The organism is Parasphingorhabdus sp. (assembly GCF_036963705.1).
Classification (GTDB): domain Bacteria; phylum Pseudomonadota; class Alphaproteobacteria; order Sphingomonadales; family Sphingomonadaceae; genus Parasphingorhabdus.
The window spans coordinates 1-14292 of the sequence record NZ_JBALUT010000070.1 but is presented as its reverse complement, the minus strand read 5'-3'; the positions used below and the strand labels follow the sequence as shown (position 1 = coordinate 14292).

The 14292-nt window shown below is 56.6% G+C and carries 17 protein-coding genes; 11 read left to right on the top strand and 6 right to left on the bottom strand.

Going from position 1 to position 14292, the window contains the following annotated elements:
* The 5 genes from V7680_RS13075 to msrA form a co-directional block, all read left to right on the top strand.
* A partial coding sequence (locus V7680_RS13075) for a PLP-dependent transferase (protein WP_335653709.1) occupies window positions 1-204 on the top strand: 204 nt, incomplete at its 5' end.
* On the top strand, window positions 204-506 hold the full coding sequence (locus V7680_RS13070) for an alkylphosphonate utilization protein (RefSeq protein ID WP_335653708.1): 303 nt from the start codon (window positions 204-206) through the stop codon (window positions 504-506). The genes V7680_RS13075 and V7680_RS13070, both read left to right, overlap by 1 nt.
* 73 nt (window positions 507-579) lie before the next feature.
* A complete protein-coding gene (locus V7680_RS13065) occupies window positions 580-1782 on the top strand; it encodes a pyridoxal phosphate-dependent aminotransferase (protein ID WP_335653707.1) in 1203 nt (400 codons plus the stop codon).
* 361 nt (window positions 1783-2143) lie between these two features.
* Window positions 2144-2302: a hypothetical protein gene (locus V7680_RS13060; RefSeq protein ID WP_176277934.1), complete on the top strand. Its 159-nt coding sequence runs from the start codon at window positions 2144-2146 to the stop codon at window positions 2300-2302.
* A 3-nt stretch (window positions 2303-2305) separates the two neighbouring features.
* On the top strand, window positions 2306-3043 hold the full coding sequence (msrA, locus tag V7680_RS13055) for a peptide-methionine (S)-S-oxide reductase MsrA (RefSeq protein ID WP_335653706.1): 738 nt from the start codon (window positions 2306-2308) through the stop codon (window positions 3041-3043).
* Window positions 3044-3521: 478 nt separating this feature from the next.
* Here msrA and infC read toward each other — a convergent pair whose 3' ends face one another.
* The gene (gene infC / locus V7680_RS13050; RefSeq protein WP_082788356.1) at window positions 3522-4061 is read right to left on the bottom strand and encodes a translation initiation factor IF-3; all 540 of its coding nucleotides are present in this window, start codon (window positions 4059-4061) and stop codon (window positions 3522-3524) included.
* A 136-nt stretch (window positions 4062-4197) separates the two neighbouring features.
* The gene (thrS, locus tag V7680_RS13045) at window positions 4198-6204 is read right to left on the bottom strand and encodes a threonine--tRNA ligase (RefSeq protein ID WP_335653705.1); all 2007 of its coding nucleotides are present in this window, start codon (window positions 6202-6204) and stop codon (window positions 4198-4200) included.
* 180 nt (window positions 6205-6384) lie between these two features.
* Between thrS and V7680_RS13040 the strand changes: the two genes are divergently transcribed.
* The 3 genes from V7680_RS13040 (at window position 6385) to V7680_RS13030 (ending at window position 8521) form a co-directional block, all read left to right on the top strand.
* Window positions 6385-6732 carry a hypothetical protein gene (locus V7680_RS13040; RefSeq protein ID WP_335653704.1) on the top strand — a complete coding sequence of 116 codons (348 nt, stop codon included), beginning with the start codon at window positions 6385-6387 and terminating at the stop codon, window positions 6730-6732.
* Window positions 6733-6900: 168 nt separating this feature from the next.
* A complete protein-coding gene (locus V7680_RS13035) occupies window positions 6901-7647 on the top strand; it encodes an alpha/beta hydrolase (protein ID WP_335653703.1) in 747 nt (248 codons plus the stop codon).
* Between the two features lie 43 nt (window positions 7648-7690).
* Window positions 7691-8521 carry a tetratricopeptide repeat protein gene (locus tag V7680_RS13030; protein WP_335653702.1) on the top strand — a complete coding sequence of 277 codons (831 nt, stop codon included), beginning with the start codon at window positions 7691-7693 and terminating at the stop codon, window positions 8519-8521.
* Between the two features lie 77 nt (window positions 8522-8598).
* Here the strand turns inward: V7680_RS13030 and V7680_RS13025 are convergent, their stop codons facing one another.
* Window positions 8599-9318, bottom strand: coding sequence for an SIMPL domain-containing protein (locus V7680_RS13025; RefSeq protein ID WP_335653701.1), 720 nt, complete (start codon window positions 9316-9318; stop codon window positions 8599-8601).
* A gap of 133 nt (window positions 9319-9451) precedes the next feature.
* Here V7680_RS13025 and V7680_RS13020 point away from each other — a divergent pair, with 133 nt between their 5' ends.
* Window positions 9452-9871 (top strand): VOC family protein, encoded by a 420-nt coding sequence (locus tag V7680_RS13020; protein ID WP_335653710.1) that lies wholly within the window; start codon window positions 9452-9454, stop codon window positions 9869-9871.
* A 14-nt stretch (window positions 9872-9885) separates the two neighbouring features.
* On the opposite strand, the gene V7680_RS13015 is transcribed toward V7680_RS13020, so the two are convergent.
* Window positions 9886-11610, bottom strand: coding sequence for a sensor domain-containing diguanylate cyclase (locus V7680_RS13015; RefSeq protein ID WP_335653700.1), 1725 nt, complete (start codon window positions 11608-11610; stop codon window positions 9886-9888).
* Window positions 11611-11724: 114 nt separating this feature from the next.
* Between V7680_RS13015 and gloB the strand changes: the two genes are divergently transcribed.
* Window positions 11725-12447: a hydroxyacylglutathione hydrolase gene (gene gloB / locus V7680_RS13010; protein ID WP_335653699.1), complete on the top strand. Its 723-nt coding sequence runs from the start codon at window positions 11725-11727 to the stop codon at window positions 12445-12447.
* An 84-nt stretch (window positions 12448-12531) separates the two neighbouring features.
* Entirely contained in the window at window positions 12532-12942 is a 411-nt protein-coding gene (locus tag V7680_RS13005; RefSeq protein ID WP_335653698.1) for a hypothetical protein, read from the top strand.
* A 97-nt stretch (window positions 12943-13039) separates the two neighbouring features.
* On the opposite strand, the gene V7680_RS13000 is transcribed toward V7680_RS13005, so the two are convergent.
* Together V7680_RS13000 and V7680_RS12995 are read right to left on the bottom strand one after the other, a co-directional pair.
* Window positions 13040-13297, bottom strand: a complete 258-nt coding sequence (locus V7680_RS13000; RefSeq protein WP_335653697.1) for a DUF2171 domain-containing protein — start codon at window positions 13295-13297, stop codon at window positions 13040-13042.
* Window positions 13298-13451: 154 nt separating this feature from the next.
* The gene (locus tag V7680_RS12995) at window positions 13452-14165 is read right to left on the bottom strand and encodes an extensin-like domain-containing protein (protein WP_335653696.1); all 714 of its coding nucleotides are present in this window, start codon (window positions 14163-14165) and stop codon (window positions 13452-13454) included.
* Window positions 14166-14292 lie beyond the last annotated feature (127 nt).

Below are 14292 nucleotides of genomic sequence, written 5' to 3'. Positions count from 1 at the left end.
GCGGTCAAGCTGTTCTGCCATCTCGCCAATATCGGCGACACGAGATCGCTGATCATCCACCCCGCCTCGACCACCCACAGCCAGCTGTCCGGTGAGGAACTGGTGGCTGCTGGCGCCGGGCCGGATGTCGTGCGTATCTCCGTCGGGATCGAACATATCGACGATATTATCGCCGACATGCAACAAGCGCTGGAATCCTTGTGATGAGCGAGGGTGCAGGCGACTATGTATATGACGAAGAGACTGGCGAATGGTTGAGTCCCGAAGATGCTGCGGTGCAAGCGGCCGGACCGGAAGTGGTTGATGCGGTCGGAAATGTGCTCGCCGACGGCGATGCTGTCACCCTGATCAAGGACCTAAAAGTCAAGGGCGCGGGACAGACGCTAAAACGCGGGACATTGATCAAGTCGATCCGGCTGACCGGAGACGCGCAGGAAATCGATTGCAGGCACGACGGGATCAAGGGATTGGTGCTGCGGGCAGAGTTTGTGAAAAAACGCACCTGACTGATTCTCCCTGTTGCGGTGCAGCAACAATGATATTAGGCAGTCTCGCTTATTCCTTGCGACAGGACCTCCCATGACCATGATCTCCAAAGCACTCGGACGTATCCAACCTTCTGCCACGCTGGCGATGACCGCAAAGGTCACCGAACTGAAAGCGCAGGGCATTGACGTGATCGGTCTGTCGGCGGGTGAACCCGATTTCGACACGCCCGACTTTGTCAAGGAAGCCGCGATCCAGGCGATCCGCGATGGCGATACCAATTACACGACGGTTGATGGCACGGCGGCGCTGAAACAGGCGATCGTCGACAAGTTCGCGCGCGACAATGGTCTGACTTATACGACCAAGCAGATTACTGCCAATAACGGTGGCAAGCACACCCTGTTCAACGCTCTGGTGGCGACGCTGGACGAAGGTGACGAAGTAATCATTCCCGCGCCTTACTGGGTCAGCTATCCCGACATCGTCAATTTCGCTGGCGGCCAGCCGGTTATTGTCGAAGCCGGTGCGGACCAGGGCTACAAAATTACCCCGGAGCAGCTGGAAGCGGCGATCACGCCGAAGACCAAATGGCTAATCCTCAACTCACCATCCAACCCTAGCGGCGCCGCTTATAGCGCGGACGAACTCAGGGCGCTGGGGGCGGTGCTGTTCCCACATGAAAATGTGATGGTGATGACCGACGATATGTACGAGCATATCTGGTATGCGGACTTCGCCTTTTCGACCATCGCGGAGGTTTGTCCGGAACTTTTTGACCGCACGTTGACGGTGAATGGCGTGTCCAAGGCTTATGCGATGACCGGCTGGCGGATCGGTTATGCCGGTGGCCCGGAATGGCTGATCAAGGCGATGGCCAAGTTGCAGTCGCAGTCGACCTCCAATCCTTGTTCGATTTCACAGGCCGCAGCGGTGGCTGCGCTCAATGGACCACAGGATTTTCTGGTCGAGCGCAACGCGGCTTTCGAGAAACGCCGCGATCTCGTGGTGTCGATGATCAATGACACGCCGGGGCTACAATGTCCGACTCCGGAGGGTGCTTTCTATGTCTATCCTGACGCCAGCGAGCTTATGGGCAAGACGACACCAAAGGGTGCGGTCATCAACACGGATGAAGATCTGATCGCCTATTTTCTGGAAGAAGCACAGGTTGCTGCGGTGCACGGAGCGGCCTTCGGTCTCTCGCCGGCATTCCGGATCAGCTATGCGACATCGGAAGAGTTGTTGATCGAGGCCTGCACAAGAATCCAGCGGGCCTGCGCTGCGTTGACTTAAACCTCAAGCGCCGGGCGCGGACATCCGTCCGCTTGGCTATCCTCGCATAAGCTCGGACGCGCGGTCGCGCTTGCCTCCGCTTCGTGTCGGTTTGGCGCTCCCAATCGTGATCAGTCTCTTACCGAGCGCAGCGAGGCAAGGCCGACCGGCCGCCGCGCCTTATGGCGCGAAAGCCAAGGGCGCGCATGCGCCCGCCCGGCGCTTGAGGTCAAATAAACATCCCTCCGATAGAAAATCTTGTCGCTCGCAAATTGAATATGTCCATGTGATCAGGTTCACAGCGGGGAAAGGAAAACTATATTAATAGCTGTAACCTACAGGCGGGATGGTTCGAACAGATTACGACCCCAAGGAACAGACTATGATGAAAATATTCAAATCGGATTTGACCTACAGCCTGGGCGGCGGCTTTATCGCCGGTGCATTGGTATTGTTTTTCATGCAACCTGCAGAGCAGCGGCCTGACCTCGGCCAGAATCTGTCATCGACGGTGAGCTCAGCTTCGCAGTTGATAGGCTAACCAATGGGATCGGTCCTCTCCCGAGCCATCATGTTTGGCGTCAGCATCGCCTGTTTTGGCGCAGTCTGGGCTGGTGTGCAAACGGCGCTTCCTGCTGATCAGGCTGCGACTCGGGCTTTTGTCGGCGAGGCCCATGCTGCGGAGAAGGCGACGATTATCCCGAAGCCAAGTGTCGAGGCCAAGGAATCCGGAAAGCGCGCCGTGGCAATATTCGCAGGTGGCTGCTTCTGGGGCGTCGAGGGCGTTTTCGAACATACCAATGGCGTGATCAGCGCATCGTCCGGCTATCATGGCGGCACAAAACGGAGCGCATCCTACAAGCTGGTGAGCGCAGGACTAACCGATCACGCAGAAGCGGTCCGGGTGGTCTATGATCCCGGCCAGGTCAGCTATGGCCAGTTGATGCAGATTTTCTTTTCGGTGATCGCCGATCCGACAATGCTCAATGCGCAGGGACCCGATCGCGGAAAACATTATCGCAGCGCGCTGGTGCCGACAAATGCCCAACAGGCAAAAGCAGCCCGCGCCTATGTCGCGCAACTGGGCAAGGGACGCTATTGGTCGCGCCCGATTGTGACCCGAGTAGAGGCCTATCAAGCCTTTTATCCTGCCGAGACCTATCATCAGGATTTTATCCAGAAGAACCCGCGGCAAGGCTATATTGTCCGTTGGGACAAGCCCAAGATAGAAAATTTAAAGCGCCACTTCCCGCAGCAGTATCGCGCCAAACCGGTCAGCTGACCAATCACCGCGCTTTAACCGAACATTAGTGTTGGCCCGTTAGCATGTCCCCAACAGGATGGGAATTCGGACAATGGTGTCGGAAAATTTTGAAATCATGATTGCATTGGCCTCGATAGCCGTGGGTGCGGGATTGATCTGGATGGCCAGAACAAGCCCCAATTAGCAGCCGCTCGATGATGTCTCTGCAATAATCCCTAATATATGCGCATCTATATGTGCAAAGATGGCTGAGTCCAGCCAGAATTTCCACAACATCCAGCCAATATCGCCCCGGCCTCGATAGGCCGAATCTGCGTTTCAGCGACGCAAAAATGACTCGCGGGTGCAGCTCATGTCCGGAGGCACGAGCACTTCCGCTGGCATTAGCATGAGTGACGCTATCGCGATCATGGAGAGTAGCGAGAGAGCGGTACGGAACTTCCGGTTTTCGCCGGCCATTCCGCCTCTCATCCTAGATAGCGTCCATGCGATCCGTCTATTTCGGGCTAAGCACCATCAACATCTGGCGGCCTTCAAGCTTGGGATAAGCTTCGACCTTCGCAGTTTCTTTCATGTCATTCTGGACCCGCACAAGCAATGCCATGCCGAGCTGCTGGTGAGACATTTCACGACCACGGAAACGCAGGGTCACTTTGACCTTGTCGCCATTGTCGATGAACTTGTTCACGTTGCGCATTTTCACGTCATAATCATGATCGTCGATATTCGGACGCATCTTGATTTCCTTGACGTCCTGAACCTTCTGCGTCTTGCGCGCGGCATTGGCCTTTTTCTGGGCCTCATATTTGAATTTGCCAACGTCGAGATATTTCGCAACCGGTGGCTGCGCGTTCGGAGAAACCTCGACCAGGTCAAGGCCAACTTCTGCTGCTCGCTCGATCGCTTCCCTCGTGTTCATCACGCCAAGGTTTTCACCCTTGTCGTCGATAACCCTTACGGTGTCGGAATTGATCAAATCATTGAAGCGCGGGCCGCCTTTTACAGGCGGCGTGGGGCGACGAGGTGGTGCAGCTATGTTAAATACTCCTGAGTGGTTGTCTATGGTGGCTCATTAGCCGCAAAGTTTACACGAATAAAGCCTTCTTGATGGCCAAAGAGACATTAGCCGTCAGGATAGTGGTGAGAATGCCACAGCTTCACTGTTCATATGGTCATTGTGCGACCGATTTCAAGTCCGGTGGCAGCGCTTCGTTCTTCAACATGGCCACAACCTCGTCGAGCGTCAGAAACTCCTGGTCCTTCTGGCCGAGACGGCGCAGCGCAACCTTGCCTTCTTCGGCTTCGCGCATGCCAACAACGAGGATATTGGGGACTTTCCCGACCGAATGCTCGCGCACCTTATAGTTGATTTTCTCGTTGCGGAGATCGGCCTCGACCCGGATTCCAGCAGCTTTCAATTGTTCGACGACCTTCTCCGCATAAGGATTCGCATCGGTCACAATCGTCGCGACCACAGCCTGTGTCGGTGCGAGCCAAAGCGGCAGCTTGCCGGCATAATGTTCGATGAGAATGCCGATGAAGCGCTCGAACGATCCGAGAATCGCGCGGTGGAGCATGATTGGCTGGTGCCGTTCGCCGTCTTCGCCAACATAGGTCGCATCCAGTCGCTCCGGCAAAACCGTGTCAGTCTGGATCGTCCCGACCTGCCAGGTCCGGCCGATCGCATCGGTCAGGTGGAATTCGAGCTTGGGCGCATAAAAGGCACCTTCACCGGGCAATTCTTCCCAGCCATATTCTTCGGTATCGCGTCCGGTCGCAATCACAGCGTCGCGCAGGGACTGTTCGGACCAGTCCCACATTTCGTCGCTGCCGATCCGCTTGTCGGGGCGCAGGGCCAGCTTGATCGCGTAATTCTCAAAGCCCAGGTCGCGATAGCATCGATCCAGCATGTCGCAGAAAAGGCCGACTTCCTCGATCAGTTGCTCCTTGGTGCAGAAGATATGCGCGTCATCCTGGGTGAATTGGCGGACCCGCATCAGTCCGTGCAGCGCGCCATGCGGTTCGTTGCGATGGCAGCAGCCGAATTCGGCCATGCGGATCGGCAGGTCGCGGTAGCTTTTGATGCCCTGACGGAAGACCAGAACATGGGCAGGGCAGTTCATCGGCTTGATCGCCATCATGTCGGCGGTGCCGGTGATCACCGGGCCGTCGCTCTCGGCATCGGGAACCTCGTCGGGAACAGCGAACATATTCTCGCTATATTTGCCCCAGTGGCCGGATTGCTCCCATTGCCGCACGTCCATCAGCTGCGGCGTCTTGACCTCTTCATAGCCGGCGTCAATCTGGCGGCGGCGCATATATTGCTCGAGCGCCTGCCAGATCACATAGCCCTTCGGGTGCCAGAAGATGCTGCCCTGCGCTTCGGACTGGATATGATAAAGATCCATTTCCTGACCGAGTTTGCGGTGGTCGCGCTTGGCCGCTTCCTCGAGCCGCAACAAATGCGCGGCGAGCTGTTTCTTGTTGAGCCAACCGGTACCGTAGATCCGCGACAATTGCGGATTCCGCTGGTCGCCGCGCCAATAAGCGCCCGATACACGCATCAGTTTGAATGCTTTGGGATCAAGCTTGCCGGTGGAGGCCAAATGCGGTCCGCGGCACATGTCCATCCAGTCGTCTCCGGACCAATAGACCGTGATCTCGTCGCCTTCTGGCAGCTCGGCAGCCCATTCGGCCTTGAACGATTCGCCGTCTTTCTGCCAACGCGCGATCAGATCATTGCGATCCCAGACTTCCCGGCGCAGCGGCTTGTCGGCGGCGATGATCCGCTGCATTTCCTCTTCGATTTTCGGCAGATCTTCATCGGTAAACGGATCGCCTGCAGGTGCGAAGTCATAATAGAAGCCGTCATCTGTGGAGGGGCCGAAGGTGATCTGCGTGCCGGGGAAAATGTTCTGCACTGCCTCTGCCAGCACATGGGCATAGTCATGGCGCGCCAGTTCCAGCGCATCCTCTTCGTCGCGGGAGGTGACCAGGGCCAGTTCGGTGTCTTCTTCCAGCGGGCGCATGATATCGCGCAACTCGCCGTCAATCTTCGCGGCCAGCGCAGCTTTGGCAAGGCCCGGGCCGATATCGGCGGCAATCTGTGCGGGGGTAGTGCCCATGGCCACTTCACGCGTGCTACCGTCGGGAAGGGTGATTTTTATCATCTTGGTCATGGGCTCAGATCATCTCAAAATTTGTCAAAGTGGTGGCCAAGGAAGGCTTGTTTCCGGCGCTTCCCTAGCATCACTTTGCCTTAGTCCATGACCCCGTCAAGTCAACAGGTTCGCGCATGACCGTATATAGGACAAAAGATTTGTGATGCGCTGGAATGTATCTTGTCTTAAGCTCAGTCCATGTCTGATCTTCAACAGGTATGGCTTGTCGATAGCGAACGCGCTCTGAAGCGGCGGGTGCGGATCGAAGTGATCGGAAAATCCTTCGCGCTTTATGAACAGCTGTGGCGCAGCGAAGCCTATTTTTTCGATGATCTGGTTTACCTCGGCAAGCAAGGCGAATCCCATGTCTTCGGTCTCGAGGATGGCCTCAAGGCCCGGCCGAAGTGGAGGCTGGGGTTCAAGGGCGAGCTCCCGGCGGAGCTGGTAGCGTTGTTGCCCGGGACCAAGCGGCCGCTGATATCGAACATCGGCATTTTGATCATAGCTTTTCTGTGTCTGGCGATCGTCTATTTCGCAGCCAGCTGACGAACGGTGCGCTGGCGCAGCCGGGTATCCGTCCTCTGAACAATATTCCAGCGACAGAGGGTGCTGAGCCAATGAACGCGCGTCATCGTGTCTTCTCATCAATCGTTTTTGAAGTATAGGGCAGGAGATGGACCCCCGCCTTCGCAGGGGCACGAATCGGGTGAATTTATGGAAGACGACATTCTCTATCTCGACCGCCCCGGCGGATCTTCTCTGGCTCATTGCTATACTCCTCCCAAGCCGGGTGTGAAAGGGACGACCCTGGTTTTTCTGCCCGGTTATATGTCGGACATGGAAGGCGGCAAGGCGCTGGCTGTCGATGTCTGGGCCAAGCAACAGGGCAGGGCGATGCTACGGCTCGACTATGCCGGCTGCGGAGCAAGCAGTGGAGAATTCGAGGATCAAAGTCTGATCAGCTGGCGCGACGATGTACTGTTTCTGATCGACAAGGTAACGTCGGGTTCGGTAACCCTGATCGGTTCCTCGATGGGTGGCTGGCTGATGTTGCTGGTCGCGCTGTCACGACCGATGCGGGTTAAAAACCTGATCGGCATCGCTGCAGCGCCGGATTTCACCGACTGGGGCTTCACCCAGGAACAGAAATTGGCGATATTGCGCGACGGCAAGCTAGAGGAAGCCAGCGATTATTCCGACGACCCTTATGTCACGACCCGGACCTTCTGGCAGTCGGGTGACAGCAGCCGGTTGCTCCACAAGGAAATCGCTTTCGACGCTGCTGTGCGTCTGCTGCACGGCCAGAAAGACATGGATGTGCCGTGGGAATATAGTCTCGAGACGGCGAAGAAAATCCGTTCAGATGACGTGCAGGTCCATCTGGTAAAGGACGGCGATCACCGCTTGTCGCGGGATCAGGATATTGCCCTGCTGATTGATATCCTGTCGCGTCTGGGGTGATCCTCGGCCTGAACAACCCAAGCCTATAACGGACATATCATCCATGATCTCATCGCTACTGCTGCCATTATTGATGCAATCGGTCACCCCTTATGGTTCCCCGATCGACCCTGTGTTGATGCCGTCAAAGCCCAGACAGGAGGAGCCGGCCAGTTCGCCTCCACCCAATGCAAAAACGGCGACCGATATCCGCTTTGAGCAATGCGTTGATCAGGCGGCCGATGATCCGGCCAATGGCCTGCTCACTGCGAATAAATGGCAGATTGAAGGCGGCGGATATCTTGCGCGCAATTGCCTCGGCTTCGCTTATGCCGGACAGGAAGACTGGACAAAGGCGCTTGCTGAATTTGTGAAGGCTGCAGAAGGCGCGCAAGCTGCGGGCGACGAACGGACCGCGAATTTCTGGTCGCAGGCGGGCAATGCAGCGTTCGCAGGCGGTAATGAACCGGTTGCCCTGCAACATTTTGGCGCAGCGCTGGAGCAGGATACGCTTGATGGATTGCTGAAAGGCGAAGTCCATCTTGATATGGCGCGCGTCTATGTCGCGTTGAATCAATATGACGAAGCGAAGAAACAATTTGCGCTGGTTCACCAGCTTGTCCCGGAAGATCCGCTTGGCTGGCTGCTATCAGCGACGCTGGCACGCCGGATGGGCGATCTGGTGCAAGCCAAGTCTGATATCGCGAGGGCGGCAAAGCTGGTGATCACCGACCCTGCCATCGCGCTCGAGGCCGGCAATATCGCTTATGAAGCTGGCGACGTTGCGAATGCCAGGAGCAATTGGGAACAGGCGATCAAATTTGATCCGGAGAGCCTTCCCGCCAAAGCTGCCACCCGTTATCTCGCGCAGCTGGAGGCCAGCGCCGAGCAATAGTCCCGGTCTCGGGCAACGACTGTCGACGAGGCACAAGGCGATCCTGATCCTGTCAGAGACCGCCCTGCATCGCGCCTTTAGTCTAGATAGAAATTCACCGTGGTGACTACCCGAACCTTTTTATACGGTGTGTCGGTCACGCCATAGCCGCCGCTATCCCCGTCGCGGCTGTCGATGCTGAAATAGCCCTGGGTAGCGGATTTGATCCCGCCGACATCGGTGCCGCTGTCTTCGGCAAATTGCTCGGCAGATTTGCGAGCGTCTTTGGTCGCTGCCGCAACCATTTCAGGTTTGATTTCGTCCAGCTTGGTGAACGTGTAGCTCATCCCAGAACCGTCCTCGAGGACGACGCCGCGGCGGACCAGATCGAACTGGCGGGCGACCGCTGCCTGCGCCTTGTCGATATCGTCGGTGCGCAGACTGAGCCGCTGACGGATGGTATATTGAGGGATGCCGTTGTTGCTATATTGATTAACATTGGCGCCGGTCGGTTTGAGCGCATCGGCTTTGAAACCGAGTTCCTTGAAAAAGGCGGTTATCGCATCGGTGTCGCGGTCGATATCTATCTGGGCGCTCTGCAGGTCGCTGGATTGAGCGCTATAGGCAATGGTCCAGGTAGCAAGGTCGGCGGTTACTTCGCGCTCGGCAAGGCCGCGCACGGTGACGCTGCGATCCGCCATTTTTGCGCGCAGCAAGCCATCACCCAGCAAATAGCCGCCGATAATCAGGCCGATGGTCAACAGACCTGCGCTCGCCAGCCAGACCTTGTTCCTGCTCTCGATAAATTTCTCGCTCATCACTCTTTCCCTCAGTCCAAAAGCCGCTTAGGCTGGTTGAAACGACCCGGTTCGGCTTTGTGATATCTGCGATGAACCGTTTCTGAATAGCGATGAACGGAGAATAGCTTTGGCCATAAAATATCTGCACACCATGCTCAGGGTCAGCGATCCGGACGCAAGCGTTGCGTTTTTCGAGCTTCTCGGCCTCGAACAGGTCCGTCGGCATGACAGTGAGCAAGGCCGCTTCACGTTGATCTTTCTCGCCGCGCCCGGGGAAAAGAATATTGCCGAGGTAGAGCTGACCTATAATTGGCCTCCGGAAGATGGCAGCACGCCCGAGCAATATGGCGGCGGCCGCAATTTCGGACATCTCGCTTATGCGGTCGACGACATTTATGCCTTGTGTCAAAAGCTGGTGGATGCCGGTGTGACGATCAACCGTCCGCCGCGCGATGGCCATATGGCGTTTGTGCGTTCACCGGATAATATCTCCGTTGAGCTGCTGCAAAAAGGCGAGCGGCTTTCGGCTCAGGAGCCTTGGGCAAGCATGGAAAATATCGGCGAGTGGTAAGCGCCTGACCGTCGTTAAAACGCGGCCTTCCCGGAAGGCTTGGACGGTTGGGCCTCGGATATATCGATCCAGACCACCTGGTTGCGGCCGTTATTCTTGGCGGCATAGAGGCGCCGGTCGGCGGTTGCCATCACACTGCGCAATGTGTCGCGCCGGGCAATTGAAGCGACTCCAACCGAGAATGTAACGGGTTCCTGTATTTCCGGGACCCTTTCGCTCACTGCCTTGATCAGCGTCTGACAAATTTCGGTCAGCGCATTGGCAGGATATTTTTTCCGGTTCTGGCGATTGTCGTTGCGCATGAGCAGGGTGAATTCTTCACCGCCGATGCGGGCAGCGAAATGATGCGTCGAAGCCAGTTCTTTGCCGACAACCCGCAGCACCTCGTCACCGATTTCATGGCCATAGCGGTCGTTGACTCGCTTGAAGAAATCAATGTCGATGATTGCCAAGTGACTATATTGGTAGTCGTGCTGGTTGGACTGGAACTCTCGCTCAAACGACCTGCGATTGTTCATGAGGGTCAAGCCGTCGGTATCGGCAAGAAGTGTCAACTCCACTTGCTTGCGCATTGTAGTCTCATGCTGTTGCCGCAAGCGGAGAATTCGGTTTGCAACGCCAAGCGCGAGAATGATGGTTTCGCTTATCAGCAAAAAATAGAGCCCGTAATCAAGAATCGGCCAGCCGACGTACAGTTCCGTGCCGCGTGCTACCCGGTCGAGCCCGAAAATAACGATCGGGGTCCAGCCTGCAATCTGAAACCAGATGGCCTTGCTGCCTCGCCTCACCGCATGAACCATGGCGTAAAGGACGACCAGAAAGACGGGTACGAATGACGCGTTATAATAAGCGCGGGCGTGGATGCTATAGCCATGATCAACCGGTAGAAACAACGCCACGACGGTCATCGGCATCAGCGCTGTCACAAATATCGTGGCTTGTAGCCACGGCGCAATTTTCCCCCGTTCGACAAAGCGAACCAGGAAAACTCCACTAACGGCGATGCCGATCGCGAGGCTCCAGTAATTGACAAGCATTTTGGTGGTCAGGCTGGTTTCGGGAAACAGGATGAAAATCAGACCCGAAGAACTGAATGTATAGGTGACGGTCGCACAGATCATCAGGCTGTGCCACAGCATGAAACTGTATCGCAGCGCCCCGTAGAAGAACAGATTGTAGATGAGCGGCATGATAGCCATTCCGCAAAGCACTGCGAACATGATCGAGAGGGGAAGTTTTTGATCTTCCGATTTTTGCTGGTGTGCCAGTTCAATAAGCAACAGCGAACTGATCAGTTTCGGATCATCGATGGCGACATAGATATTCTGGATACGGCTTTTGGTGGCCGGGTTTTCGCTACCCGGGATCGGGAGGCCGAAGCGGCCCTTTGGCCGCCAGCTGGCGATCACCGACTGCTCTGAAAAATAATAGGACAGGATCGCACCATCGTCGAGGACGGCATGGACCTGCATGTTGGTCAGACCGTTGCTGTCCCCCTGGACTTCTATCGCCCCGGCGGGAAGCGTCTCGACCTCGAAAGGGATTTGTACCCAGACTCGCGGCCCTTCGATGGCATATTTGGTGTCGGAGCAATCAAACGATCTGCCGGATTTCAGCAAGTCTGATATCGAGACATTGTCCACGCTGCTGGTCGTGCAAAGTCTGTCGGCCATCGATACTTCGGCATGCGCAGGGAAGCAGAGGCAAATATAGGCCAGAAATGCGACGAATAAACGCAATGAACAGCCCCTCCCTCGAAAAACACTGCAACATAAGCCATCTGAGATAGGGCGAATTGGTTATTTTGAGGTTAATCATCGACAGCATCACATTTGCGGAGTATTTTGACTGCCATGCTTGAAATCATCAGAATCCCCGTATTATCAGACAATTACATCTGGCTGGTCCACGAACCCGAATCGCAGGAGACGATGGTCGTCGATCCTGCGGTGGCGGAACCGGTGCTCGCCGAGGCGGCCAGGCGAGGCTGGAAAATCACCCAGATCTGGAACACCCATTGGCACCCCGATCATACCGGCGGCAATGCCGCGATCAAGGAAGCGACCGGTTGCCGTATCACCGGTCCGGAAGCCGAGAAGGAACGCATCCCGACGCTCGATACGCTGGTCAAGGAAGGCGACACCGTCAGGCTTGGCGACGTGGTCGCCGATGTTATCGACGTGCCGGCGCACACCGCTGGCCATATCGCCTTTCACATCCCGTCGGAAAAGGTCGCGTTTGTCGGCGATACCTTGTTCGCTATGGGTTGCGGGCGGCTGTTCGAAGGCACGGCCGAGCAGATGTACGACAATATGCGCAAGCTGGAGGCGCTGCCGGAAGCCACGAAAATCTATTGCGCCCATGAATATACCCAGAGCAACGGTGAATATGCGCTGGTTGCAGAACCCGATAATCTCGCCCTGAAAGAGCGCATGGCCGAGGTTCTTACTCTACGCGCACGCGGCGAGGCAACGGTGCCGACGACGATCAAACAGGAGCGCGCCACCAACCCCTTCATGCGGGCGAAATCGGCGGCGGAACTGGGTGAGCGGCGGACCGCGAAGGACAATTTCTAGGGCCACGCCCCAAGTTTCATCTCCGGTTCAGTCAAATTCATGTTATATGGCTGGCTGACGGGGGCTGGACAGAGGAGACAGGTGATGAGAAAATTGCTTTTGACAATTCCGGCGGCGATGCTTTTGGCGGCACCCGCTTTGAGCGAAGAGAAAATCGAACTCACTGAAAAACAGCAGACGATGCTCGACAAGCGTCTCGAGGGACGGACTGCCGGTGAGGCTCAATCCTGTATCAATGGTCATGACCAGCGCAACATGACGGTGATCAGCGACGATATACTGATTTTCGGATCGAGCCGGAATGCAAGGACGATCTACGTCAACAAGCCCTATGCCGGATGCAAGAACGCGGACCGCAGTATTTTGGTCTATAGTCGCCCGGGTTCCTCGCTATGCAAAGGCGACATCGTCCAGCTGGTCGACAGTCAAAGCCGCATCGCGATGGGCAGCTGCGCTTTCGGCGAATTTGTCCCTTATATCAAGGATGCTGACTGAGCTTGATCTAGCCGTCTGCCAAGGCCTGTGACCACCATAAAAAAGCCCGGCTCCGCATCACGAAGCCGGGCTTTTTTATCGAAATTGCGGGTGAGGCCTATTTATCTTCTTCAAACATATTCACCGCATTTTCACCGGTTGCCGAGAGGCGGATCTTGTCACCTTCGAATTCGGCGATCAAGCCGACGGGCAGATAGTGATGCGAAGCGCCCTTTCCGCTTTGGGTCTGCGGGCTGTCTTTTTTGGTCAGCTTGATGCGCTCGCCGCTATCGTCGAGATGGTCAACAATGCCGACGTGCACGCCGTCTGCGCCGATGACTTCCATATGTTCCTTGATCTGGCTCTTATCTACCATGAGGCTTTCCTTTTCTGTTTGCGTTCTGTGAAATCAACGTGCGGGAAGCGATCCTGTTCCAAGATAATTGGAGGAGCGATAATTAGTGGAGGAACATAAGGGCCGACCTCGATATCGCTCTAGCTTCTCGCTCGCGGTAGAGGGATACGTAATATTACCTGCAGTATCGCGAACCGCCCCGCCGCGCCTGATCGAAATGTAGATGGTCTTCATGCGCCTTGTTGTAATCGGGTGACAAAGTTGTCGAGAATAGCTCGCAGGCGCCGTCGCGCACCTCTCTGAGGAAGCGGGACCGCTCGTCATCCGCATTCCAGTGTCCGGCGACCGAGACCGTGCGCCCGTCGGCGAGGCGGAAGGCTGCGATGTCGATAGCATTGGCCTGCGCATGTTCGCTGAAAGCGCCCGTCTGCCCGCCCCCGATCCGTCGGCAGCTGTAGCTTCCGTAGGTGATGATCTCGTCGACCGTGGTGCCAAAGTGCCGGAAGGCGGCGGCGTTGACGATCTGCTTTTCCCACAGCACGAGACTGACCGCCATCGGGCAGCTGGTGCGGGCGGCGGGGCTGTAGCGGATGCCGTCCAGCTGGCTCTTCTGACGGGTGAGCGCGACCCCGTTGTCATAGCCGCAATCCGGACCGGCCTTGACCGGCGGCAGGGGCGAATAGCGTATCGCGGCTTCCTCTAGCAGTGCGTGGCAAAACGGGGTGTCTTCGGCGAGGCCGCCGATTTTGCGGGTGGTAAACGGCCCGATCGGCGCGGCCATGGACAGCGGCGTCCACGGCATCCGGTGATCGTACCTGACCCACTCGTAGCCGCGCAGGGCCAGCGCCAGCGCGATGACAAGAAGGATGGTGCGGTAGGAGATGTTCAAAGATCCTGTTCAGGGCGCGCGGGTGTTGAGGGATTTCCTCTTCAACCGTCGCGGCCGGGAAAAGTTCCCGTCCTGCGCTGCTTGCCGGGGTCGTGCGCCCATCGGACTCGCACAAAGCCACGAAGCC

Bases quoted from the DNA above. Each gene is read 5' to 3' on its own strand.
- V7680_RS13070 (WP_335653708.1), top strand. From the start codon at position 204: ATGAGCGAGGGTGCAGGCGACTATGTATATGACGAAGAGACTGGCGAA.
- V7680_RS13065 (WP_335653707.1), top strand. From the start codon at position 580: ATGACCATGATCTCCAAAGCACTCGGACGTATCCAACCTTCTGCCACG.
- V7680_RS13060 (WP_176277934.1), top strand. From the start codon at position 2,144: ATGATGAAAATATTCAAATCGGATTTGACCTACAGCCTGGGCGGCGGC.
- msrA (WP_335653706.1), top strand. From the start codon at position 2,306: ATGGGATCGGTCCTCTCCCGAGCCATCATGTTTGGCGTCAGCATCGCC.
- thrS (WP_335653705.1), bottom strand. From the start codon at position 6,204: ATGACCAAGATGATAAAAATCACCCTTCCCGACGGTAGCACGCGTGAA.
- V7680_RS13040 (WP_335653704.1), top strand. From the start codon at position 6,385: ATGTCTGATCTTCAACAGGTATGGCTTGTCGATAGCGAACGCGCTCTG.
- V7680_RS13035 (WP_335653703.1), top strand. From the start codon at position 6,901: ATGGAAGACGACATTCTCTATCTCGACCGCCCCGGCGGATCTTCTCTG.
- V7680_RS13030 (WP_335653702.1), top strand. From the start codon at position 7,691: ATGATCTCATCGCTACTGCTGCCATTATTGATGCAATCGGTCACCCCT.
- V7680_RS13025 (WP_335653701.1), bottom strand. From the start codon at position 9,318: ATGAGCGAGAAATTTATCGAGAGCAGGAACAAGGTCTGGCTGGCGAGC.
- V7680_RS13020 (WP_335653710.1), top strand. From the start codon at position 9,452: ATGCTCAGGGTCAGCGATCCGGACGCAAGCGTTGCGTTTTTCGAGCTT.
- gloB (WP_335653699.1), top strand. From the start codon at position 11,725: ATGCTTGAAATCATCAGAATCCCCGTATTATCAGACAATTACATCTGG.
- V7680_RS13005 (WP_335653698.1), top strand. From the start codon at position 12,532: ATGAGAAAATTGCTTTTGACAATTCCGGCGGCGATGCTTTTGGCGGCA.
- V7680_RS13000 (WP_335653697.1), bottom strand. From the start codon at position 13,297: ATGGTAGATAAGAGCCAGATCAAGGAACATATGGAAGTCATCGGCGCA.